Annotated in this window: 22 protein-coding genes, 1 tRNA gene and 3 pseudogenes; 13 read left to right on the forward strand and 13 right to left on the reverse strand. The window is 66.7% G+C overall.

The genetic code is table 11. From position 1 onward, the window contains the following. Nucleotides 1–123 precede the first annotated feature (123 nt). Nucleotides 124–1605, reverse strand: coding sequence for an acetyl-coenzyme A carboxylase carboxyl transferase subunits beta/alpha (locus tag G6N24_RS01945; protein WP_085156134.1), 1482 nt, complete (start codon nt 1603–1605; stop codon nt 124–126). Nucleotides 1606–1632: 27 nt separating this feature from the next. Between G6N24_RS01945 and G6N24_RS01950 the strand changes: the two genes are divergently transcribed. The 7 genes and pseudogenes from G6N24_RS01950 to G6N24_RS01980 all read left to right on the forward strand — a co-directional run. After that, nucleotides 1633–2364, forward strand: a complete 732-nt coding sequence (locus G6N24_RS01950; protein WP_085156131.1) for an enoyl-CoA hydratase — start codon at nt 1633–1635, stop codon at nt 2362–2364. Between the two features lie 5 nt (nt 2365–2369). After that, nucleotides 2370–3482 (forward strand): MBL fold metallo-hydrolase, encoded by a 1113-nt coding sequence (locus G6N24_RS01955; protein ID WP_085156128.1) that lies wholly within the window; start codon nt 2370–2372, stop codon nt 3480–3482. A 465-nt stretch (nt 3483–3947) separates the two neighbouring features. Continuing rightward, nucleotides 3948–5531: a serine hydrolase gene (locus G6N24_RS01960; protein ID WP_085156122.1), complete on the forward strand. Its 1584-nt coding sequence runs from the start codon at nt 3948–3950 to the stop codon at nt 5529–5531. Continuing rightward, entirely contained in the window at nt 5528–7909 is a 2382-nt protein-coding gene (locus G6N24_RS01965) for an HAD-IC family P-type ATPase (protein ID WP_085156119.1), read from the forward strand. Before G6N24_RS01960 ends, G6N24_RS01965 begins: the two co-directional genes overlap by 4 nt. 89 nt (nt 7910–7998) lie before the next feature. Next, the gene (locus G6N24_RS01970) at nt 7999–8187 is read left to right on the forward strand and encodes an antitoxin (protein WP_085156360.1); all 189 of its coding nucleotides are present in this window, start codon (nt 7999–8001) and stop codon (nt 8185–8187) included. Nucleotides 8188–8191: 4 nt separating this feature from the next. Beyond that, the gene (locus G6N24_RS01975) at nt 8192–8629 is read left to right on the forward strand and encodes a type II toxin-antitoxin system Rv0910 family toxin (protein ID WP_085156116.1); all 438 of its coding nucleotides are present in this window, start codon (nt 8192–8194) and stop codon (nt 8627–8629) included. 104 nt (nt 8630–8733) lie between these two features. Next, nucleotides 8734–9495, forward strand: a pseudogene (locus G6N24_RS01980) (VOC family protein); the annotation flags it as partial. Nucleotides 9496–9539: 44 nt separating this feature from the next. On the opposite strand, the gene G6N24_RS01985 reads toward G6N24_RS01980, so the two are convergent. Continuing rightward, a complete protein-coding gene (locus tag G6N24_RS01985) occupies nt 9540–9983 on the reverse strand; it encodes a cupin domain-containing protein (RefSeq protein WP_085156110.1) in 444 nt (147 codons plus the stop codon). A 211-nt stretch (nt 9984–10194) separates the two neighbouring features. On the opposite strand from G6N24_RS01985, the gene G6N24_RS01990 reads away from it, so the two are divergent. Further along, nucleotides 10195–10620, forward strand: coding sequence for a hypothetical protein (locus tag G6N24_RS01990; RefSeq protein ID WP_085156357.1), 426 nt, complete (start codon nt 10195–10197; stop codon nt 10618–10620). 5 nt (nt 10621–10625) lie between these two features. On the opposite strand, the gene G6N24_RS01995 is transcribed toward G6N24_RS01990, so the two are convergent. The 8 genes and pseudogenes from G6N24_RS01995 to G6N24_RS02030 form a co-directional block, all read right to left on the reverse strand. Continuing rightward, nucleotides 10626–11123, reverse strand: a complete 498-nt coding sequence (locus G6N24_RS01995; protein WP_085156107.1) for a VOC family protein — start codon at nt 11121–11123, stop codon at nt 10626–10628. Beyond that, complete coding sequence (locus G6N24_RS02000; protein ID WP_085156104.1) at nt 11120–12634, reverse strand: carotenoid oxygenase family protein; 1515 nt, start codon at nt 12632–12634, stop codon at nt 11120–11122. Before G6N24_RS02000 ends, G6N24_RS01995 begins: the two co-directional genes overlap by 4 nt. A 1-nt stretch (nt 12635) precedes the next feature. Further along, a complete protein-coding gene (locus tag G6N24_RS02005; RefSeq protein WP_085156101.1) occupies nt 12636–13871 on the reverse strand; it encodes an acetyl-CoA acetyltransferase in 1236 nt (411 codons plus the stop codon). 227 nt (nt 13872–14098) lie between these two features. Next, a complete protein-coding gene (locus G6N24_RS02010) occupies nt 14099–15352 on the reverse strand; it encodes a PPE family protein (RefSeq protein WP_085156355.1) in 1254 nt (417 codons plus the stop codon). Nucleotides 15353–15366: 14 nt separating this feature from the next. Then, the gene (locus tag G6N24_RS02015; RefSeq protein WP_085156098.1) at nt 15367–15666 is read right to left on the reverse strand and encodes a PE family protein; all 300 of its coding nucleotides are present in this window, start codon (nt 15664–15666) and stop codon (nt 15367–15369) included. Continuing rightward, nucleotides 15666–17046, reverse strand: a pseudogene (locus G6N24_RS02020) (MFS transporter). The gene G6N24_RS02015 and the pseudogene G6N24_RS02020 overlap by 1 nt, the downstream one beginning before the upstream one ends. 326 nt (nt 17047–17372) lie before the next feature. Continuing rightward, the gene (locus tag G6N24_RS02025) at nt 17373–17768 is read right to left on the reverse strand and encodes a DUF6414 family protein (RefSeq protein WP_085156095.1); all 396 of its coding nucleotides are present in this window, start codon (nt 17766–17768) and stop codon (nt 17373–17375) included. Beyond that, a complete protein-coding gene (locus G6N24_RS02030) occupies nt 17725–18216 on the reverse strand; it encodes a DUF6414 family protein (protein WP_085156093.1) in 492 nt (163 codons plus the stop codon). The genes G6N24_RS02025 and G6N24_RS02030 overlap by 44 nt, the downstream gene beginning before the upstream one ends. Nucleotides 18217–18811: 595 nt before the next feature. Between G6N24_RS02030 and G6N24_RS02035 the strand changes: the two genes are divergently transcribed. The 3 genes and pseudogenes from G6N24_RS02035 (at nt 18812) to G6N24_RS24070 (ending at nt 19813) form a co-directional block, all read left to right on the forward strand. Then, on the forward strand, nt 18812–19519 hold the full coding sequence (locus G6N24_RS02035) for a DDE-type integrase/transposase/recombinase (RefSeq protein ID WP_232070670.1): 708 nt from the start codon (nt 18812–18814) through the stop codon (nt 19517–19519). After that, nucleotides 19474–19575, forward strand: a pseudogene (locus tag G6N24_RS24065) (IS3 family transposase); the annotation flags it as partial. The gene G6N24_RS02035 and the pseudogene G6N24_RS24065, both read left to right, overlap by 46 nt. Before the next feature lie 70 nt (nt 19576–19645). Then, the gene (locus tag G6N24_RS24070; protein WP_232070645.1) at nt 19646–19813 is read left to right on the forward strand and encodes a hypothetical protein; all 168 of its coding nucleotides are present in this window, start codon (nt 19646–19648) and stop codon (nt 19811–19813) included. A 444-nt stretch (nt 19814–20257) separates the two neighbouring features. On the opposite strand, the gene G6N24_RS02040 is transcribed toward G6N24_RS24070, so the two are convergent. The 3 genes from G6N24_RS02040 to G6N24_RS02050 all read right to left on the reverse strand — a co-directional run bounded on the left by G6N24_RS02040 (nt 20258) and on the right by G6N24_RS02050 (nt 21181). Next, a tRNA-Arg gene (locus G6N24_RS02040) sits at nt 20258–20333 on the reverse strand. Nucleotides 20334–20535: 202 nt separating this feature from the next. Continuing rightward, on the reverse strand, nt 20536–20931 hold the full coding sequence (locus G6N24_RS02045) for a type II toxin-antitoxin system VapC family toxin (protein ID WP_085162041.1): 396 nt from the start codon (nt 20929–20931) through the stop codon (nt 20536–20538). 1 nt (nt 20932) lies between these two features. After that, nucleotides 20933–21181 (reverse strand): type II toxin-antitoxin system Phd/YefM family antitoxin, encoded by a 249-nt coding sequence (locus G6N24_RS02050; protein ID WP_085162040.1) that lies wholly within the window; start codon nt 21179–21181, stop codon nt 20933–20935. Nucleotides 21182–21305: 124 nt separating this feature from the next. Between G6N24_RS02050 and G6N24_RS02055 the strand changes: the two genes are divergently transcribed. After that, nucleotides 21306–21551, forward strand: coding sequence for an antitoxin VapB family protein (locus G6N24_RS02055; RefSeq protein WP_085162044.1), 246 nt, complete (start codon nt 21306–21308; stop codon nt 21549–21551). Then, the gene (locus tag G6N24_RS02060) at nt 21536–21940 is read left to right on the forward strand and encodes a type II toxin-antitoxin system VapC family toxin (RefSeq protein ID WP_085162039.1); all 405 of its coding nucleotides are present in this window, start codon (nt 21536–21538) and stop codon (nt 21938–21940) included. Before G6N24_RS02055 ends, G6N24_RS02060 begins: the two co-directional genes overlap by 16 nt. Nucleotides 21941–21943: the final 3 nt, after the last annotated feature.

The raw sequence follows: 21943 nt of genomic DNA on the forward strand, positions 1-21943 counted from the left end.
CCTGACCGTATCTCCGACCAACAACTGCCTCGATCACTACTACGTGATCACCTACGCAGTGGCGCGGGAGGCACGCGAAGCGGCGTGTCGCCCGCGCCATTTTCATGTTGCGGCTGACGCCCGTTACGCGTCGTGGGGTAGGCCGATGCGGCGGTAGCGCCGCAGTCGAACGGCCATGCGTTCGTCATCCGGCATCCCGCGCAGCGCGTGGACCTCGGCGGCTATGGCGCTCGACAGTCGCTGGGAGAATTCCACCGGCTCGTCGGCGGCATCCGGATGCTCCGGCACGATGACGTCGACAATCCCGGACCGCAACAGGTCGGCCGACCGAATGCCTTGGGCCGCAGCGAGATCGGCCGCATGCTTGGTGTCCCGGAACACGATCACGCTGGCGCCCTCCGGCGGCAGCGGCGCCAGCCAGCCGTGCAGCGCGGCCAGCACCCGGTCGGCGGGCACCATCGCCAATGCGGGCCCGCCGCTGCCCTGACCCAGCAGGACCGACACCGTCGGCGTATCCAGCGTGATGAGCTCGGCCAGGCACTGGGCGATCTGGCCGGCCAGACCGCCCTGCTCGGCCTCGACCGGCAGCGCCGGGCCGGCGGTGTCGATGATCAGCACCAGCGGTAGGCGTAGTTCGGCGGCCAACGCCATTCCCCTGCGGGCTTCCCGTAGAGATGCGGATCCGACGATCCCGCCAACGACGCGCCGCTGGCCGAGCACCACGGCCGGTTGACCGGCGAATCGGGCCAGCGCCAGCAGCATCGTCGCCGCCTCGTCCGGCCCAGCCTCGGACAGCGACACGACCTCGGTGCAGCCGTGCCGTAGCAGGTCACCAACCCCTGGCCGGTCCGGTCGTCGCGACGCGGCCACCGAGTCCCACGCCGGCACATCGGGAATCGCTTCGGAGGCCAGCGAGGTGGGTGGGGGGCCGGGTGCATCGGCAATCACCGTCAGCGCCCGGTCCAGCGTTGGCCGCAGCCCTTCGAGCGGAACGACGTCATCGATCAACCCGCGCCGCTGCAGGTTCTCCGCGGTCTGGATGCCGGGCGGGAATGCTTCGCCAAAGAGCTGCTCGTACACCCGAGGCCCGAGCAGCCCGATCAGCGCGCCCGGCTCGGCGATGGTGACATGGCCCAGCGAGCCCCACGACGCCAACACCCCGCCGGTGGTCGGATGGCGCAAGTAGACGAGGTAGGGCAGGTGCGCCCGTTTGTGGAGCCGGACCGCCGCGGCGATCTTCACCATTTGCAGGAACGCGACCGTGCCCTCTTGCATGCGGGTACCGCCGGAGCTCGGCGACGCCAGCAGCGGCAGCCGCTCGGCGGTTGCGCGCTCCACCGCCGCGGTGATCCGTTCGGCCGCCGCCACCCCAATCGAGCCGCCGAGGAAGCCGAACTCGCAAACCACCACCGCGACCCGGCGCCCGCATAGGCGCCCCTCGCCGGTCAGCACCGATTCGTCCCGGCCCGTGGCGTCCCGGGCGGCGGCCAGCTCCCTGGCGTAGGACTCGCTGACCGGCATCGCCAGCGGATCGTTGTCCCAGCTGACGAATGAGCCCTCGTCCAGCACCGCGTCCCGCAGCTGGTCGGTCGTGATATGGCTCACCCGTTGAGGCTATATATCCTGGCCCCCATGATCGGTGTCACCCAGACCGAAGCCGTTATGACCATTGAGCTGCAGCGGCCGGAGCGGCGCAACGCGTTGAATTCCCAGCTCGTCGAGGAGCTGCGGGAGGTGGTGCTGAAGGCCGGGGACGGGTCGGTTCGGGCCATCGTGCTGACGGGCCAGGGCACGGCATTCTGCGCCGGGGCCGACTTGAGCGGAGATGCATTCGCCGCTGACTATCCCGATCGGCTCATCGAACTGCACCGGGTCCTGGACGCGACGTTGATACCGGTGATCGGCGCCATCAACGGGCCCGCCATCGGCGCCGGCCTGCAGCTGGCCATGCAATGCGACCTTCGGGTGGTCGCACCGGAGGCGTTCTTCCAGTTTCCTACTTCGAAATACGGCCTGGCCCTTGACAACTGGAGCATCCGGCGGCTGTCGTCGCTGGTCGGTCACGGGCGCGCGCGCGCGATGCTGCTCGCCGCGGAGAAGCTGACCGCCGACATGGCGCTGCACACCGGGATGGCCAACCGCATCGGCACCCTGGCCGACGCGCAGGCGTGGGCCGCCGAGATCGCCGACCTGGCGCCGCTGGCCATTCAGCATGCCAAGCGGGTGCTCAACGACGACGGCGCCATCGAGGAGCCGGAGCCGGCCCACAAGGAGCTCTTCGACAAGGCTTGGTCCAGCCAGGATGTCATCGAGGCGCAGATTGCCCGGGTGGAGAAACGGCCGCCGAGGTTCCAGGGGGCCTGATCGCCATGACGCGCCGAGCGCTACGGCTGGCCGCCGGGACCGCGTCGCTCGCGGCCGGTGGGTGGCTGGTGCGGGCGCTGCATGGCGCGCCGGCAGCGCTGGGCGCCGATCCCGCTTTGATCCGCGCTGCGGCGGAGCGGTCCGCGAACTATCGCGACGGCGCGTTCGTCAACCTCGACCCCGCCTCGTTGTATGTCATGGACCGCGAGCAACTGCGGCTCATCGCGTGGGAACTGGTGGGGAACCGCGGTGGGAGCCGGCCCGCGAAGCCGATCCCGTTGGCGTCGCCGGAGATCTTTCGGGGTGACGCCAGCCGGCTCGCGGTCAGCTGGTTCGGGCACTCGACGGCGCTGGTGGAAATCGATGGTTACCGCGTGCTCACCGATCCGGTGTGGAGTGACCGGTGCTCGCCATCGGATCTCGTCGGCCCGCAGCGGCTGCACCCGCCGCCGGTGCAGCTGGAGGGCTTGCCGGCCGTCGACGCGGTGATCATCAGTCACGACCATTACGACCATCTCGACATCGACACCGTTAGAGCGCTGGCCCGCACCCAGCGGGCCCCGTTCTTCGTGCCGCTGGGCGTGGGTGCCCACCTGCGATCCTGGGGTGTTCCGCAGCATCGCATCGTCGAGCTCGACTGGAATGAGAGCGCCCAGGTCGATCAGCTCACCGTGATTTGCATGCCGGCGCGGCACTTTTCGGGGCGGCTTTTCAGCCGCAACAACACGCTGTGGGCGTCGTGGGGACTCATCGGTCCGAATCGTCGCGCGTATTTCGGCGGCGATACCGGGTACACGAAGAGCTTCGCGCAGATCGGCGCGGACCACGGACCGTTCGACCTGACCCTGATGCCCGTCGGCGCCTACAACACGGCGTGGCCGGACATTCATATGAACCCCGAGGAGGCGGTGCGGGCGCATCTGGATGTCACGGAATCGGGGCTATTGGTGCCGATTCACTGGGGCACCTTCCGGCTGGCGCCGCATCCGTGGGCCGAGCCGGTCGAGCGGGTGCTGAAGGCGGCCGAGTCCGCCGGTGTTCAGGTGGCGGTGCCGTTGCCCGGTCAGCGGGTTGATCCGGCCGCGCCGTCGCGGTTCAACCCGTGGTGGCGGCTCTGATTCCTGAGCGTCGGTTGACCGTACGACCGGCATTCGGAGCTGTCGATGGCGTTTTGTCGCCTCCGTGCGTGCCGACGGTTTCGAGGCCTTGCGTGCCCGCGATAGCCGACCTGATCACCGGCTGGGCCCCGGCCGCCGGGCGGCGCGGCTAGCGCGGGGTTGCGTTGATTGCGTTGGGCAGCTCACGCATACCTCGCCGCCGGCCGCCGACAAAGCCGGGTGCTGGCCGAGGCCGGTGTGGGCGCCCGTGTTGACCGCCGAGCCGATCCCCGCCAAATCGGTGCCCTCGCGGAGGCCGGCGCGTATCAAGGCCCGCAGGGCCGCGAGGCGACAGACCCGCTCGGCGCGCACCTCCACTACCGGCCAGCCGACGGCGATAGCCGCATGAGCGCCTATCGAGACAGCCGGTCAGCACGAGAATCCCCGCGCCTCAGGGCGAGGAGGACGTCAGTACTATCTGCGGCCATGACCAAACGCGCGGGGCCGGCCGCAGTCCTGGTGATGTTGCTGGCGCTGATGGGATGTGGGTCCCGACAACCGGTATCCGGCCCGCCGTCCCCGTTATCCGACGCTCCTCCCAACGAGGTGTCGGCCCTGCAGATCCCCGCCGGTCGCATCGACGATGCCATAGCCAAGGTCGACGGGCTGGTCGGCGACCTGATGAAGGCCACCGGCATCCCGGGAATGGCCGTGGCCATCGTCCATGGCGGAAAGACGGTGTATGCCAAGGGTTTCGGCGTCAGGGACGCAAGTAAGGGTGGCGGTGGCGACAACAAGGTCGACGCCGACACCGTATTTCAGTTGGCGTCGGTGTCGAAATCGGTTGGTGCGACGGTGGTTGCGCACGAGGTCAGCGACAACGTGGTCACCTGGGACACACCCGTGGCGTCGACGCTGCCGTGGTTCGCGCTCTCCGATCCCTACGTCAGCAGCCATGTGACCATCGCCGACCTGTACTCGCACCGTTCCGGACTGCCCGACCATGGCGGCGACGCGCTGGAGGATCTGGGCTACGACCGTCAACAGGTGCTGGAGCGGCTGAAGTACCTGCCGCTGGCCCCATTTCGAATCAGCTACGCCTACACCAACTTCGGGGTGACCGCCGCCGCGGAGGCGGTGGCGGCGGCAGCCGGCAAGTCCTGGGAGGACCTGTCCGATGAGGTGCTCTACCGCCCGCTGGGCATGGCGTCCACGAGTTCGAGGTTCGTCGACTTCATCGCCCGGCCCGACCACGCGGTGAACCACATCAAGATCGGAGACAAATGGGAGCCACGCTTCCAGCGGGATCCCGATGCCCAGACGCCCGCGGCCGGGGTGAGTTCGTCGGTCAACGACATGGCACGCTGGCTGACCATGGTGATGGCGAACGGCTCGTACGACGGCCAGCGAATCACGTCGCCGGAGGCCCTGCTGCCGGCTATCACCCCGCAGATCGTCTCGGTGGCCGCGGCGTCGCCGAAGGCGCGCGCCGGCCTCTATGGTCATGGCTTCAACGTTTCGGTGACCTCGTCGGGACGAACCGAGTACGGCCATTCCGGTGGCTTCGTCTTGGGGGCCGCGACGAACTTTGCGGTGCTGCCGTCCGAAGACACCGGCATCATCGCGCTGACCAACGCCGCGCCCATCGGAGTGCCCGAGACGCTGACCGCCGAATTCATGGATCTGGTGCAGTATGGCCAACTACGCGAGGACTGGGCGGACCTGTACAGGAAGGCAATTGCCCCGATGAACAACCCGGAGGGCTCGCTGGTCGGCAAGCGGCCACCGGCCAACCCGGCGCCGGCCAGGCCGCTGAGTGACTACATCGGCGTGTACACCAGTGACTACTGGGGTCCGGCGACGGTGACCGACCACGACGGCCAACTGCAGGTCTCGCTGGGGCCGAAGAATCAGACATTCACTCTGACCCACTGGGACGGCGACACCTTCACGTTCGGATTGTCGACCGAAAATGCCCCGCCCGGAACGATCTCCAAGGCTGTGTTCTCCGGCAACACGCTGAACCTGGAGTACTACGACGCGAACAAGCTGGGAACGTTCACCCGATGACGGCGGCCCGCGGCTTGTCCGATGCCGAAGTGGCACAACGAGTAGCCGAGGGCAACAGCAACGACATTGCGGAACGGGCCACGCGCACCATCCCGCAGATCGTCGCAGCCAATGTCGTTACCCGGATCAACGCGATTCTTGGCGTCCTGCTGCTCATCGTGCTGGCGACTGGCTCAATGATCAACGGCCTGTTCGGCCTGCTCATCGTCGCCAACAGCGTCATCGGCATGATCCAGGAGATCCGGGCCAAGCGGACGCTGGACAAACTGGCGATCATCGGGCAGGCGAAACCGTTGGTACGCAGGCAATCCGGAACGCGAACGCTACCGCCCAGCGAGGTGGTGCTCGACGACGTCATCGAGCTCGGCCCCGGGGATCAAGTGGTGGTCGACGGCGACATCGTGGAGCACGAGAACTTGGAAGTCGACGAATCGTTGCTGACGGGTGAGGCGGACCCGATCGCCAAAGATATTGGCGACGCCGTGATGTCGGGAAGCTTCGTCATCGCCGGCACCGGCGCCTACCGCGCCACCAAGGTTGGCCGCGAGGCCTACGCCGCCAAGCTGGCCGCGGAGGCCAGCAGGTTTACGCTGGTGAAATCCGAACTGCGCAACGGAATTAACCGGATTCTGCAGTTCGTTACCTATCTATTGGTGCCGACCGGCCTGCTGACCATCTACACCCAGTTGTTCACCACGTACGCGGGCTGGCAAGACTCGCTGCTGCGAATGGTGGGTGCGCTGGTGCCGATGGTCCCCGAAGGCCTGGTGCTGATGACGTCGATCGCGTTCGCGGTCGGCGTCATCAGGCTCGGTCAACGTCGATGCCTGGTACAGGAATTGCCCGCCATCGAGGGTTTGGCCCGGGTCGACGTGGTCTGCGCCGACAAGACCGGCACGCTGACCGAGAGCGGAATGCGGGTCTGCGAGGTCACGGAGTTCGACGCGACCGCTAAGCGGGAAAGCGTCGCGGATGTGCTGGCCGCGCTGGCCGCCGCCGACGCCCGCCCGAACGCCAGCATGCAGGCAATCGCCGACGCCTATCGTTCGCCGCCCGGTTGGATCCCCACCGCGACCGCCCCTTTCAAGTCGGCCACCAAGTGGAGCGGCGTGTCCTACCGCGATCACGGCAACTGGGTGATCGGTGCGCCCGATGTGTTGCTCGATCCGTCGTCGGAGGCCGCCGAACGGGCCGAGCGGTTCGGCGCACGGGGCCTGCGGGTGCTGTTGTTGGCTGCCGGCTGTGTGGCGATGGATCATCCCGACGCGCCCGGCCAGGTGACCCCGGTCGCGCTGGTGGTGCTCGAGCAGAAGCTGCGTCCCGATGCCCGCGCAACGATGGAGTATTTTGCCGCCCAAGATGTTTCGGTCAAGGTGCTGTCTGGCGACAACGCGGTGTCGGTGGCAGCGGTCGCCGACAAGCTCGGGCTGCGCGGCGAGACGATGGACGCGCGCCGTCTCCCCACCGACCAGGCCGAACTGGCGGACGCGCTGGACGCCCACACCACCTTCGGCCGGGTGCGGCCCGACCAGAAACGCGCCATGGTGCACGCCCTGCAATCGCACGGGCACACGGTCGCGATGACCGGCGACGGCGTCAACGACGTGCTGGCCCTCAAGGACGCCGACATCGGCGTGGCGATGGGCTCAGGCAGCCCAGCGTCCCGCGCGGTGGCACAGATCGTGTTGCTGGACAACAGGTTTGCCACGCTGCCGTATGTCGTCGGTGAGGGCCGGCGGGTGATTGGCAACATCGAGAGAGTCGCCAATCTGTTTCTGACCAAGACGGTGTATTCGGTGCTGTTGGCGCTGCTGGTGGGCGCCGAATGCCTACTTTCCAAGGTGATCAAGGCGGATCCGTTGCTGTTTCCGTTCCAGCCGATCCACGTCACGATCGCGGCGTGGTTCACGATCGGGATTCCGGCGTTCATTCTGTCGCTGGCACCCAACAACGAGCGCGCATATCCGGGTTTCGTGCGGCGGGTGCTGACGTCCGCGCTGCCGTCCGGACTCATCGTCGGCGTCGCGACGTTCGCGTCCTACCTGGCGGCCTACCACGGCCGGCACGCGACGTGGGTGGAGCAAGACCAAGCCTCAACCGCGGCGCTGATCACGTTGCTGGTCACGGCGCTCTGGGTGCTCGCGGTGGTGGCACGCCCCTACGAGTGGTGGCGGTTGGGGCTGGTGATCGCCTCGGGCCTGGCCTATGTGGTGATCTTCAGCCTGCCACTGGCTCGGGAGAAGTTCTTTCTTGACCCGTCGAATGTGATGGCGACGTCGACCGCGCTGGGGATCGGCGCGTTGGGGGCGGCGGCGATCGAGGCGACGTGGTGGATTCGGGCCAGGATGCTAGGCGTGGAACCGCGATTGTGGCGCTAGTCGGCTGTGGCTGGATAGGGCAAAGTAGGGTTGCCCCAGCGACGAGGGTTCCCTTAGGTCGTGGGGGCCCCGGGGAAGGGATGGAAAAGATGGGAATCCTGGACAAGGCGAAGGACCTGTTGGCGCAGAACGCCGACAAGGTCGAGACGGTGATCAACAAGGCCGGCGAATTCGCCGATGAGAAGACGCAACGCAAGTACTCCGACACCATCCACAAGGTGCAGGAGCAGGCCAAGAGGGTCGCCGGCTCCGATGCGACGGGTGACCAGCAGAACTGAGCATATGGCAAAGCTTTCCGGATCGATTGAAGTCCCGCTGCCGCCCGAACAGGCCTGGACGCATGCCTCCGACCTGTCCCGGTACAAGGAGTGGCTGACGATCCACCGGGTTTGGCGCAGCAAGCTGCCCGATGTCTTGGAAAAGGGTGCGGTCGTCGAGTCGATCGTCGAGGTCAAGGGCATGCACAACCGGATCAAGTGGACGATCGTGCGTTACAAGCCGCCGGAGGGCATGACGCTCAACGGCGATGGCGTCGGCGGTGTCAAGGTCAAGCTGATCGCCAGGGTCGCGCCGAAAGACGACAGGTCCGTCGTCAGCTTCGACGTGCATCTGGGTGGGCCGGCGCTGTTCGGCCCGATCGGCATGATCGTTGCCGCCGCGCTCCGAAGCGATATCCGCGAATCGCTGCAGAAGTTCGTCACCGTATTCGCCTCGTCCTGAGGCTCCCGCGGTCGAATCCGCCACCGATGAGTTTCGGGTTGGGGAGAGGTCGATACCGGTGAACCCCGATCGGAGGGCCTAAACGAAACCACAAGGAGGTCATCGTGCCCATCCGTGACCATGCGCCGCTGGGCGCACCCTGCTGGATCGACTTGACGACGTCGGACGTGGACCGCGCTCAAGCCTTCTACGGCACGGTATTCGGCTGGACGTTCGAGTCCGCGGGACCCGAGTACGGCGGATATATCAATGCCGCCAAGGACGGCCACCCCGTCGCCGGCCTGATGGCCAACAACCCGGATTGGCAGTCGCCGGACGCCTGGGCCACCTACTTCCACACCGCCGACATCAACGCGACAAGTTCCGCCGTGACCGCCGCGGGCGGCTCGTCGTGCCTGGACCCTATGGAGGTACCCGCCAAGGGCTTCATGAGCCTGGCGACCGACCCGTCGGGCGCGTTCTTCGGCTTGTGGCAGCCACTGGAACACCGCGGCTTCGAGCTGGTCGGCGAGGCCGGCGCACCCGTCTGGCACCAGCTGACGACCCGTGACTACCGCGGCGCCCTCGACTTCTACCGCGAGGTCTTCGGGTGGCACACTGAGCAGATCGGCGATACCGACGAATTCCGTTACACCACAGCGTTGTTCGGCAATCAGCCGTTACTCGGCGTGATGGATGGCGCCGGCTTTCTCCCCGAGGGCGTGCCGTCGAACTGGATCATCTTCTTCGGCGCCGAGGACGTCGACAAGACGCTGCAGGTGATTGCCGACCACGGCGGCGCTGTGCTGCGTCAAGCCGAGGACACCCCCTACGGTCGGCTGGCTGCGGCGAGCGACCCGACGGGTGTCATCTTCAACTTGTCCTCATGCAGGGATAACCGGGCGGAGCGGGCCGCCGGGGCCGGCTGCTCTCACTCCGCCGCAGCGAGCATGAAGTCGTCGTAGTCGAAGCCCGGCACCACCACGCAGCTGACCAGGCTGGGCGCGTTGTCGCGCAGTCGCGCCCGCTGCCAATGGCGCGCCGGTACCAGTAGCTGCGGTTGCTCACCGGCGCCGATGTCGCTGCCCAGTACTTGTGTTGTGGTGCAGCGCCTTTCGGGGCCGACGTCGAGTAGCAACGGGCTACCCCGATGATGCAGCCACAATTCCGGACCGCGTACCGTGTGCCACGCCGACTGCTGGCCGGGCATCAGTAGGAACAGGATCGCCGTTCCGGCGCTGCGTGGTCCGGTATAGTCCGGCGGCAACGCGGACCGGCTGAGGATCAGATCGCTGCGCCACATTTCCCGGAACCAGCCGCCCTCGGGGTGGGGAGCCAAGTCCAGCCCACGGGCCCACTCGGGAAGTTCCGCCATCGCCACTACCGTCCGCAGGATCAGTGTTGCAGGTCGCATGTGTGCTTAGGTGCACTGGTTGCCACGATGCCTCGGTGATCGGGTGATATCTGTAGACTGATCGGTCAGGGACGGGATGAATCCGGTGTCCCCCGTTCGGTGGATCCCTGTCACGGGCAGCACGCGCGCGCCGAGCGACGATCCGGCCCGACGGCATATTAAGGTCGCAATCATGATCCCCCGCCCCGGTTGGCTGGTGGCGTTTTTCGCCGCGCTCATGGCGGTCAGTGCCTGGATGCCGTGGCTGACGACATCGGTCAACGGCGGCGGCTGGGCGAACGCCATCGGGGGCACCCACGGCAGCCTGGAACTCCCGTCGGGATTCGGTGCGGGCCAGCTCATCGTGTTGCTATCCTCCATGCTGCTGGTGGCCGGTGCGATGGTGGGTCGTGGCCTGTCGGTGAAGCTTGGTTCGGTTGCCGCGCTGGTGATTTCGCTGCTCGTCGTGGCGCTCACGGTGTGGTATTACACGCTGAACGTCAACCCGCCGGTGTCGGCCGAGTACGGGCTCTATGTCGGTGCGGTCAGCGCGGTATGCGCGGTGGTGTGCTCGCTGTGGGCAGTGGTCGCGGCGGTTGCCGGACGCTCCCGGCGGTGACGGTCTCAGGCCGACGGAAACTCGTGCTTGCCTGAGGCCGCGCTGTCGCCGGGCTCGTTGACGCCGTACACGAACGGCGCGAACACGACTTCGCGACCGTCCGGGTCGCGATAGGTGACGGCGCCGGTCGCTTCCCAGTACGGGTGCTGCGGTTTCACGGGTGTCAGTCCCGACGCTTGAAGGCGCGCGGTCGCCGCTTGCCGTGCGTCTTCGTCGGGAAAGTACAGGCACAGCTGTTCGTGGTGGTCCACCGGGACGGTATCGCCGGTTTGCGACACCGCCTCCACAATTTCGAGCGTCAGGTTCCAGCTGGGCAGGCCGAATATCGCACCATTGCTGCCGTAGCTGGACTCGAACGTCTCGTACAGCGGTAGCCCAACCAGCTCACGGTAAAACCGCACTGTTTCGGCGAAATTCGGCGACCGGCGAGCGAAGCGGATGGCGCCGATCGACGCCAACTGCACGGGCCAGTGCGTAGTCCGCTGGGCCGGGTACACCGTCACAGTCCTACCGTGTTCGCCGGTGACTCCGCGGTATTCCAGCGCCGCAACTCAGCGCCGGGCACCCAGGCCGAATGCGTCCCGCTGCAGATACGTTCCGGCAGTTGGAGTTTGCACACCGGGCCGTCGGTGATCCGGGCGGCGTCGAAGACCAGGCAGTAGGAGGTGTCGGCGTTCATGTCGGTGGTGAGGGTGACCAGATAGCCGTCGTCCTCGGCCGTGGCGCCCAGGCGTGGCGCCATCTGGGTCTCACTGCCGTAGACACCGTCGCCGAACGAGTGGCGCTCCTGGTGTCCGCTGAGCAGATCGTGTTTGACCAATCCGTCGAACAGGAACCAGCCCGGTTTACCGGTCGCGGCGTACGCGTAGCGGTAGTTGCTCGCCGCGTAGTCGGCATTGATTGTTCCGAATTCGGTGATGGACTCCGACAGCCGTTCTTCGTTGACCGCGCCGGTGACCAGGTTGAGCCGCCACCGGTGGAGCCGCGACTGCAGGCGGTCCAGCGCCAGGAAGCGAAAGATCTTCTCCCACTTGGTTCCGCCGGTGTCCACGGGCTGAGGATCGCCCTCGAAGAAGCCGTCGAGCACGATCTCGTCGCCGTCCTCGTAGGCATTGACGAAGTGCAGCACGAACGTGGGCTCCGCCTCGAACCACCGGATGTCGCCGATTCCGCCGCGGCGCGGCAGCACCGCGAAGCGCGACGGGATGTCTGGGTAGAACCGGGGCAAGTGCACGTCGTGCTCGAGCAGCCTGGGATCCCAGAACAACGGGAAATCGTTGAGGATGGCGTAGTTTTCGGTGAACGCCATGTCATGGGGGAGCCGCGGCCCGGGCAGCGGGACGTCGACGAGGTGCGCCAGTTCGTTGCTCTGGTCGACGACGCCGTAGCGCAGGTACGGCTCTTGCTTGCTGTAGCTGAAGAACAGCAGCTCGCCGGTCTTGTTGTCTACCTTCGGATGTGCCGACACTCCCCAGTCGAACGGGAACCGCCCGTTCCAGGTCTCCTTGCCGAGCGTATTGGCCGAGTACGGGTCGATCCGGTACAGGTCGCCGCACTGGTAGAAGCTGGTGAGCGCGATGCCCCGGTGGACGATGACGTCGGTGCTCGACGCGTCCTTCATCCGGGTGCGGGCGCCCCAGCCTTGCTCGCGCTTGGCCAATTGCACGGGTTCTGCCAGCCCCGGCCACAGCGGTCCGCCCGCATCGTTTTCCGCCAGAAAACCATCGGTGCGGACAAAGCGGTTGCGGTAGAATGCCTTTCCGTCGCGGAACCCGACCACGTGCAGCATGCCGTCACCGTCGAACGGGTGATAGGTCTTAAACGCCGGGTGCAGTGGGTTTTCGGTGTTGCGCAGATAGATGCCATCCAGGTCGCCCGGAACTTCGCCCTCCACCGCCGTCAGGTCGTCGGCGTCCCACTCGGTGGTCTGCGGCCGCCATGGACCGGCCCGGTAGGGGTGGTCGTCGTCCTCGGGCAGGGTCGACAGGAACTTGCCGACGATCTCAACGTGCATGTCACGACTCCCTGGTAGTGCCGACGACGAAACTGACCGTAGTGGCGGTGCTGCCACCGAAATTCAGTGTCCCGAACGTTCTAGCATCCCCGACCTGATAATCGCCGGCGGCGCCGCTGACCTGCTTGGCCGCGTCGAGGAGCATCCGCACACCGGAAGCCCCGACCGGGTGTCCGCCGCCGATCAGTCCTCCGCTGGGGTTGATCGGCAACCGCCCGCCGATCTCGATCTCACCGTTTTCGACGGCCTTCCACGATTCGCCCGGGCCCGTCAGGCCGATGTGGTCGATGGCCAGGTACTCGCTGGGGGTGAAGCAGTCGTGGACCTCGAATCCGTCGACGTCGTCGAGGGACACCCGTGCGCGGCGCAACGCGTCGAGCACCGCGGCCCGCACGTGCGGCAGTACGTACCGATCGCCGGCAGCGCGGTCCAGTTTCTGCCGCAGACCCAGCCCGACGGTGCGATGTCCCCAGCCCTGGATGCGACCGATCGGGCGCGCTCCCGGATGATCCCGCAGGAAGGCGTCGTTGACCAAAACCAGTCCCGCGCCCCCGTCGGTCATTTGGCTGCAGTCCAACCGCCGCAGCCGGCCCTCGGTAATCGGGTTGGTCGCGTCGTCATCGGTGATCGGATCGGGCACCGTCCAGCCCCGGGTCTGGGCGTTGGGATTGCGCCGCGCGTTGGCGAAGTTGAGCTGCGCGATCGCCCGCAGGTGCGATTCGTCCAGGCCGTAGCGCCGGTCGTATTCGTCGGCGACCTGCGCGAACATCGAGGGCCACAGGTAGCGCGCCTCGGCGCCTTCGTGGCCGGTCCACGCGGCGGCGCCCAAGTGCTGCGCCGCGGTGTCACCGGGCACGGTTTTCTCCAACTCGATGCCGACGACGAGCGCGCTGTCGTAGGCGCCCGACCGCAGGTCGGCCATGGCCGCCAGCGCGGCCACGCTGCCCGACGCGCACGCGGCCTCGTGCCGCGACGCCGGGATGCCCCACAGGTCGTCGCACACCGTGGCCGGCATCGCCCCGAGGTGGCCCTGCCCGGCGAACATCTCGCCGAAAGCATTCGCGACATGGACGACTCCCGTGGCGGCTATGTCGGCCGCGTCCACCTTCGCCGAAGTGAGCGTGCCATCGACGACCTCTTCGGTCAGGGCCGCGAAGTCACGGTTCTCCTTGCTGAGATTTCGAGCGAAATCGCTCTGGTAGCCGCCGAGGATCCACACCCGTGTCGAGCCGTCCATACGCGGCACGGTACTCCTGATCGACACGCTGAACAGACCAAAATGGGCGGCCCCGTCGGCTCTCGGACTGAACCAACGGGGCCTGGGCGGGCGTACTAGCTAGCCGGCCGATACGCCCGCCTTTGATGCCCTATTGCCATCCGCGTTGGCCGACAAACATCTGCGACCGACTTCGTGGTCGACGTCGGTGACACGCGGTGACCTGAGAAAACGTAGATTTGCCCTGTTCACTGACCCGCCGGTCCCGTGGCGGGCGGCGGCTTCTGGATCACCACAACCGTCGGCTTGCGCTTGGGTTGACCCTCGTCCTCTTCCGGGGCGGAGCCGCTAGGGCTGCCCCCACTGCCGACGCCGCGTCCGGCCAGACTCGCCAGAGCCATCCCACTTAACAGGCCCGCGGGGGCACCCCCCAAATCCGTCGAGACCCCGGTGACGCCGGCGCTGGGAAGCGACTCGACGGCCAGCTTGATCTCCGGGGCGGCCATGGTCCAGCTGTGCGGGACCGATAGGGATCCAACGAGTGCCGCCCGGCCCACATCCGCGGACGCGGGCCCGGCGCCCGGGGCGATGGCTGGCGTCGACACCAACGTCGTCCTCGCACCGATGGTGCTTTCCTCGATCGGTTCCAGCCCGCCGGCGCCGGCGCCACCGTGTCCGTGGTGGTCGTAGCTGAAGATCCAGGGTCGGGTGGTGTTCACCGCGGCCAGGGCCAGGCTGGCGGTCGCGGCGACCGCAATGTAGGCGGCGAGCACGTCCAAGTCCCCGATCGGGGTGGGGATTGAAATGCCGGCGGCCGGCTGGGCCAAGGGCGCCGACTGCGCCGGAGATACCAGCGACGCGAGCCCTTGCAGCGTTTGGGCGCCGATGGACGAAACCTGTCCCAGTGCCGCCTGTGCGTCCGTTTCGGCGGCCGTGCCCGCGGCCGCCGAAACCGCCGCGGCTTGGGCCGCCGCCGGGTCGGCGGTCTGCGAGGGTGGGGTGAACGGCGTCAACGTCGACGCCGCCTCGGATGCCGCGGCGTAGCCGTACATCGCGGCCGCGTCCTGCGCCCACATTTCGGCGTAATCAGCCTGGACGGCCTCGATGGCCGGGCTATTTTGCCCCAGAATGTTCGTCGCGACCAGCGACGTTAGCTGGCTGCGATTGGCCGCGATCAACGGCGGTGGCACCGTCATCGCAAGTGCCGTCTCGAACGCCGCCGCCGCCGTCCTGGCTTGCGTGGCCGTCTGCTGCGCCTGCGCCGCCGCGGCACCCAACCAGCCCGCGTACGGTGCGGCCGCGGCCGCCATCGACGCCGACGCCGGACCCAGCCACGACTCCAGGGTCAGCCCCGCCAGCACCGACCTATACGAAACCGCGGCGGAATCCAACACCGCGGCCAGCCCATCCCAGGCGGTGGCGGCCGCGAGCATCGACCCAGACCCCGGTCCCGCGTACATCAGACCGGAATTGACTTCCGGAGGCAACACCCCGAAGTCCACCGCGAACACGTTGCCTACCCAGCCGCGATCGCGTTGGCGGCCTCGGTCACGGCATATGAACCGGCGCTGGCCTCCAGGGTGGCCACGAACATGTCGTGAATCGCCGCGGCCTGCGTGCTCAGCGCCTGATACATCTGGGCGTGCGCGGTGAATCGCGCCGCCGTCAGCGCCGAGACCACGTCGGCAGCCGCGGGAGCCACGCCCGTCGTGGGCGCGAGCGCGGCCGCGCTCTGAGCGCTGACCGCCGAACCGATCGCCTGCAAATTCCCGGCCGCCGCCGCCAGGTTCTCCGGCTGGGTGACCACAAACGACATCAGATTCTCCTAACTCGCAGAAACACCGAAGTGCCCGTCCGATAAGGGAATTCGATTTGCAAATGTCTTGAGAACCCTGCACCGGAAGGCGCCCCGTAGCTGCAGGGTACTTCGTCGCGTGCCAACTGGACCCCGGTTTGGCCGCGATCCGTATCGGAGACTTCAAGAATTCGCGCGATTCGGCGGGCGTCCGCGAGATCAATGGCCGTCAGATCCACGCCTTCCATCTCGCGGGCCGCTAGGACGGCCACGGCGCTCACGGCAGCGTGGACGGCCGGACGATCGGTGCCCATGGCCGCCGCGGCCGCCGGCTGCGTCGCATACATGAGGCCGTGGGACACCGGGCCGACGACTACGGCGGACAAGATGTTGGCGCTGCGGCCGCCGTCCACCATGGGGAAGGCGAAGGACCCCCGGTGCTCGCGGTGACCACACCGATGAAGTAGATTGCGCGCCCGCCAAATCGGTCGCTGAGATGTCCGGCCAACGGGATGACCACGAAGTGCGCGCTGCATGCGCGGCCAGCGGCCACCGCAAGATCGTCACGGTGTTCGCGTGCACGTGCACTTTCGTAATGGGGAATTCGATCACCAGGCTCTTTCCGAACCGCAAGGCCATGGCGGTGAAAACCCCACGCGGGTAACGTTTTAACACCTCGGTGAGACCGATCGAGGTCGTCTTGGCCTGCTCGGTCAGCTTTGGGTTGCGACGAATATCGGCGCGCCGGTGACCTTGGTGCGTATGTAATAGCCGATCAGCACGACAACCGCCGACAACCAGAACGCCACTCGCCAGCCCCAGCTGACGAAGGCCGCGTCGGAGGCGCCGACGTGAGCGCCAACAGCACCAACGTGGCAAGCATGTTCTCGCCGGGCACACCGGCCTGTGGCCAGCTTGCCCAGAAGCCGCGGCTGGAGCTGGGGTCGTGTTTGGCGACCAGCAGTACCGCGCCGCCCCATTCGCCGCCGACGGCGAAGCCCTGGATGAATCGCAATGCCACCAGCAGCGCTGGGGCCATTATCTAATCTGAGCGAAGGTCGGCAGGCAGCCTATGAGGAAGGTGGCGCCGCCTACCAGTAGCAGGCTGAACTGCAGCGGCTTCTTGCGCCCGTACCGATCCCCAAGCTAGCCGACTACGATGCCGCCGAGCGGACGGGCGGCGAAGCCGACGGCATACGTCACGAAGGCGGCAAGGATCGCGTCGAGGTCGTTGCCACCCTGCTTGAGGAACACCTTGCCGAGTACAAGCGTCGCGGCGATGCCGTAGAGGAAGAATTCGTACCATTCGGCGACGGTGCCGGCCATGGACGCGGCAACCACTCGACGAAGGTACCGACTCTGCTCGGATCCGTTGGTCCGCAGGCTATTCCGCACGCTCATCGGTTGTCTTCCTCGCCAAGGTGCCCACCCGGGGGCTCTTGCCGGTCCTCGATGCCGACCTGGGTTCGGAGGTCACGAAGTAAGGGTGCGCCTGCGGCAGCGTACCTGGCCGGGTGCGGTTGCGCAGGGTGTGTATGTGTGCGGCCGGCGGTTGCCCCTGTGCGGCTCAGGATTTCCAGCCGTCACGCAGAGTTCGGGCCATGCCGACCTGCCCGCCTCTGCGCGAGAATCCGGCTCAGCATCCCAGGTTGTCGCGCAGAGGCGGGCAAAGCCCACTTCGAATCCGCTGGTGACTCGAGTGACGCATGAGACGACAGCGACACCCATTAGCGATAGATGGCGAGGATGTCCAGTTCCAACGCGGGACCGTGCACGAACTCATGCTCCTTGCCCGGCTCTGGCGCATCTGGCGTATCATCTTGCGGCTGAAGCGCTTTGGCCACATTTCGTAATCGCGCGAGGTCGACGATCCTTCTCGTTTGCCCCGACCGCACGATGCGCTTAACCTTCCCGACGATGAGTAGGCGCTCGTTGTCGATGTCGTCGGCCTGAAGGTGGTCACCGTTCAGGGTTCCGAACACCTTCCATTCTGTGTCGCCATCTATACCGACGACAATGCGGTTGGCGTTGACCGCTTGTAGGAGGCGACCAGCGATGTCGGCCGCGACCTTCGCCTTTCTAAGCTCCTCGGCCTGACCGGGCTCCAGGTTGGAACCGTCCATACCACCGACCTTCAGGCCGGCCTGCGTCACGGCGGCCACGAACATTTGCAACCTGCAAGTACTGCTGACCGGCCCCGTCCTTCGCGATCAGGCGTGAGACGTTGGGGATGTCGACATCGCACTCCCACGAGACGATTTCGCCGACTTGCGCCGATTCGAGGTCCGCGGTCTGGTCCATAACCTCGATCCATGCGAGCGTCTCCGGGTCGGTGTTGGCGGCGGCGAGGAGCCTCTGGAACTGGGCCTCGGGCGCGTCCGACAATGTCTGTGCCTGCTCGTCGAGTCTTGAGCCGTCCGCCTTGAGGCCCAGCACCTTGGCGCCCAGGTTCGCGCCGGCCGAGCCCGTTTTCGCCTTTCGGGTCTTGGTCTCGGCGATCAGGCCACCGTCGACCTGGGCCGCGCAGCCGGCCAGCTTCGGCTTGTCAAGGTAGACAAATTGAAACAGCACCCTTGGCCCTTTCGACGATCGCTGTGGCGGCGACTGCGAGGCTAGACCAAGACACCGACATTTCGTGGGAGGCCCTCTCTGGCAGGGTTAGTTGAGACAGCAGGGTTCGAAAATATCTGACCAGGTATTGAGGGCAAGTAAGGATTGCAACGAACAATGACGGCGACTTTGGCTGAGGTCCGGAAGGGTAGCGCCGATGATGAAGGCGTGGGAACCGATTCGGCCCAGGGTCCGCGGGCGGATCGTCCCCGGCGGCGCAACTTCACCCCGGAGTACAAGGCGGCCATTGTGGCCGAGTACGACGCGTTGACCGAGCCGGGTGCGCGGGGTGCGCTGCTTCGGCGTGAGGGCCTGTACTCATCGCACATCGTGGAGTGGCGCCGAGCGCGCGACGCGGGCGCGTTGGACGGGCTGGCCCGGTCAGGCGGTCGTGGTAAGGACCGCGACCAGGCCGAGATCGAACGGCTACGGAAGCGGGCCGAACGGGCCGAGGCCGAGCTTGAACGCACGAGGGCCGCGTTGGATCTGGTGGGAAAGCACACGCGCTCTTGGAGACGCTCTCCGAGAGCACGGGCACGCGGCCCGGGTCGAAGAAGTGATCGCACAGTTGCTGCCCGAGGTGGAGCGGCTGACCTCGACCGCGAAGGCGTGCGCGCTGCTGGGCAAGCCGCGCGCGAGCCTGTATCGGCAGCGCAACCGCCCTGCCGGTCCACGCCGCAAACCCGGGCCGAGCGGACCGCCGCCCAATGCGCTCGACGCGGCCGAGCGCACGCAGATCCTTACGGTGTTGTGCCAGCCGCGCTTCGCCGACAAGGCGGTCGCCCAAGTGTGGGCCGAGCTGCTCGACGAGGGCGTCTACCTGTGCTCGCAGTCCACGATGTACCGGATCCTGCGCACGCACAACATGACCCGCGAACGGCGGCGGGTAGCCACACACCCGCCGCGGGTCAAACCCGAGCTGGTCGCCCACCAACCCAACGACGTGTGGTCCTGGGACATCACCAAATTGGCGGGACCGGTGCGCGGCGAGTTCTACCAGCTCTACGTGATGCTGGACATCTTCAGCCGCTACCCCGTCGGCTGGCGCGTCGAGTACCACGAGGACGCCGACATCGCCCAGGACTGGATGGCCGAGCTGACCGCGCTACACGGGCGGCCCGGCGCGATCCACGCCGACCGGGGTTCGGCGATGACGTCGAAGAACGTCGCCCAGCTGCTAATCGACCTCGGCGTGGCGCGCAGCCACTGCGCCCACGGGTGTCAAACGACAACCCGTTCAGCGAATCCCAGTTCAAAACGCTGAAGTACCGCAACGATTTTCCCGAACGGTTCGACTCGATCGAGCACGCCCGCACCTGGTGCAAAGACTTCTTCGACTACCTGCGCCACGAGCACCGCCATTCCGCGCTCGGCCTGCACACCGGCGTCGGTGTACTTCGGCACCGCCGCCGACATCCAGGCCAAACGAGCCCGGGTCATGGCCGATGCCTACGCCGCCAACCCCAACCGGTTTAGCAGCCCACCACAGCCCCCGAAACTACCGACCGCGGCATGGATCAACCCACCGACCCCACAACCGAAAATAGTGTCCACATAGTGAGACGCTGTCTCAAACACCTTGACAGCTACCGAGGCGTCGCCGCACTCCGGGGGCGTGTGGTCGCCTTGAGGAACGCAACGAGGGGGACGACCGGAGGCGGTCTATCGAGGACCGCAGTCCCGCTCGACCGGGGGCAATTGGCGGTCGAAGCGCCCGTCGGCACTGCCTGGTTCCCCGGTTGGAGGAGGTCGATGGGTCGGAGCGCGAGTTCGTCGAGTTCGTCGAGGCGCCCCACCAGGCGGTCGAGATGGCGCACATTCACGTCGTCGGCGTTGGCCCGGAGTGGGTCTGGCGCCTGCTCGGGCCAGGGGAGTCGGCGAGGCGGGGCTTCAGCGAGGTGAAGTTAGCCGGAGGGCCGCCGAGGGTGACCCCATGTCGCACGGATAACGCACGGGCCTTCCGCGTCGGGACCGAAAACTGCCTCTGAACAGCGGAAACCCCTGGTGCCCCCGGCAGGATTCGAACCTGCGACACCGGCTTTAGGAGAGCCGTGCTCTATCCCCTGAGCTACGAGGGCGCGAGGGCGCGAGGGCGGAGGGCGCGGGCGCCGCTGGCCATCGGGTTTGTGGCGAGTGTGAGTGTAGCCGGTGGCGCGCTGCCTGGACGGTCATGCGGCAGCCGCAGAGGTTGCGGGCGCGCGTGTTGTTGCCGCATTCACGGTCTTCACTGCGACCACGGCCGCTGTCGGCGTTGGGCAGGCTCGGTGTCGAACGTCGTTGTCAGACCGCGACGACGCGGATCAGCTTCTCGAGCCCAGTGAAGTCTTCGGCGTTTCGGCTGTAGAGATCTAGCCGATTGGCGTGCGCCGTCGCGGCGATCAAGAGATCGGCGAATCTACTTCGCGGCTTTCGTCCTTCGCGGACCACGGCGGCGACGATGAGCCCGTAACTGCGCGCGGCGACCCCGTCGAAAGGGATCGGCTCTAGCCTTGATTCCACCTCCTGCAACCGGGCTTGGCGCTTGGCTGCCTCGATCGGCGTCGCGGCCAGCAGCGGACCGGCGGCTAGCTCGGCAGCCGTAATGGCTGAGATCGCCATCTCGTCAGGCAGGGCGGCAACCACCGCCGGATCGTGCCAGTCGATGACGACCGATGTATCCAACAGGCCGGATGTCACCTCAGAGGCGTTGGTCGATAAACCGGTCGAGGTCGGCGCGGAACTCACGATGGTCGATGCGCACCGCTGGGCTGGCCAGCCTCGCGACTTCGTCGCGAGTGATGAACACGCGGCGAACGGCCTGTATTGGGCGAAGTTCGGCGACGGGTTCACCATGGCGTGTCACGACGAACGTCTCGCCGGCTGCTACCGCGTCGATCACCCTTGCGTTGTCATTGCGGAGATCGCGCTGCGCGATTGTCTTAGCCACAACGGGAGCGTAGCACGTTATGCTACGCGTCGCTACAGCTGGGGAACGATATGGCACCCGATATCGCGCATGTCGCAGCCGCGCCGCCGTTGTATACACAGGCTCATGCATGTATACACGCATTATGGCCACGAAGACGATATCGATTGATCTCGAGGCATACGAGCGCCTTCGGTCTGCCCGGCGTTCGCCGAACGAGTCCTTTTCTCACGTCATCAAACGTGCGCACTGGCGAGACGAAGCTGCCACGGCAGCGGCGCTTCTCGATGCACTAGCCGGCCTACCGGCGGCGGGCGACGACGTTCTCGCGCGCCTCGATGAAGCGCAGCGGGCGGACGCCCCGCCCGAGGACCTATGGCGCTCCGGCTGAGCGTCGACACGACGTTTCTCATCGACCTGCAACGGGAACGGTCCGCGGGTGATGACGACGGCGCCGCGCACCGATTCCTCAAACGCTCGCCTGATGCCGAGCTGTTTCTTTCGACGATCGCCTTGGGCGAATTCGCCGAAGGGTTCGAGCAAGCCGAGCACCCTATCGTCGTAGCCATGCGCGAGGGCCACACCCTCGTTCCGGTGGATCATCAAACCGCGTTCGTCTACGCACGAGTGGTACGCGAGCTACGTCGGCGCGGCGAACTGATCGGCACCAACGACCTGTGGATCGGTTGCACCAGTCTGCGATTGGGCCTCCCGATCGTCACCGTGAACGTCTCGGACTTTCGGCGTATCGATGGGCTCGCGATCGTTCAATACCGTTGATGC

This window comes from Mycobacterium lacus (assembly GCF_010731535.1).
GTDB lineage: Bacteria > Actinomycetota > Actinomycetes > Mycobacteriales > Mycobacteriaceae > Mycobacterium > Mycobacterium lacus.

Excerpts from the sequence above, each read along its gene's own strand:
- G6N24_RS01970 (WP_085156360.1), top strand. The coding sequence starts at position 7,999 with ATGGGAATCCTGGACAAGGCGAAGGACCTGTTGGCGCAGAACGCCGAC.
- G6N24_RS01950 (WP_085156131.1), top strand. The coding sequence starts at position 1,633 with ATGATCGGTGTCACCCAGACCGAAGCCGTTATGACCATTGAGCTGCAG.
- G6N24_RS02055 (WP_085162044.1), top strand. The coding sequence starts at position 21,306 with ATGGCCACGAAGACGATATCGATTGATCTCGAGGCATACGAGCGCCTT.
- G6N24_RS02005 (WP_085156101.1), bottom strand. The coding sequence starts at position 13,871 with ATGGACGGCTCGACACGGGTGTGGATCCTCGGCGGCTACCAGAGCGAT.
- G6N24_RS01960 (WP_085156122.1), top strand. The coding sequence starts at position 3,948 with ATGACCAAACGCGCGGGGCCGGCCGCAGTCCTGGTGATGTTGCTGGCG.
- G6N24_RS01985 (WP_085156110.1), bottom strand. The coding sequence starts at position 9,983 with ATGGCGGAACTTCCCGAGTGGGCCCGTGGGCTGGACTTGGCTCCCCAC.
- G6N24_RS02000 (WP_085156104.1), bottom strand. The coding sequence starts at position 12,634 with ATGCACGTTGAGATCGTCGGCAAGTTCCTGTCGACCCTGCCCGAGGAC.
- G6N24_RS02060 (WP_085162039.1), top strand. The coding sequence starts at position 21,536 with ATGGCGCTCCGGCTGAGCGTCGACACGACGTTTCTCATCGACCTGCAA.
- G6N24_RS02015 (WP_085156098.1), bottom strand. The coding sequence starts at position 15,666 with ATGTCGTTTGTGGTCACCCAGCCGGAGAACCTGGCGGCGGCGGCCGGG.
- G6N24_RS02025 (WP_085156095.1), bottom strand. The coding sequence starts at position 17,768 with ATGGACGGTTCCAACCTGGAGCCCGGTCAGGCCGAGGAGCTTAGAAAG.
- G6N24_RS01955 (WP_085156128.1), top strand. The coding sequence starts at position 2,370 with ATGACGCGCCGAGCGCTACGGCTGGCCGCCGGGACCGCGTCGCTCGCG.
- G6N24_RS01965 (WP_085156119.1), top strand. The coding sequence starts at position 5,528 with ATGACGGCGGCCCGCGGCTTGTCCGATGCCGAAGTGGCACAACGAGTA.
- G6N24_RS01990 (WP_085156357.1), top strand. The coding sequence starts at position 10,195 with ATGATCCCCCGCCCCGGTTGGCTGGTGGCGTTTTTCGCCGCGCTCATG.
- G6N24_RS01975 (WP_085156116.1), top strand. The coding sequence starts at position 8,192 with ATGGCAAAGCTTTCCGGATCGATTGAAGTCCCGCTGCCGCCCGAACAG.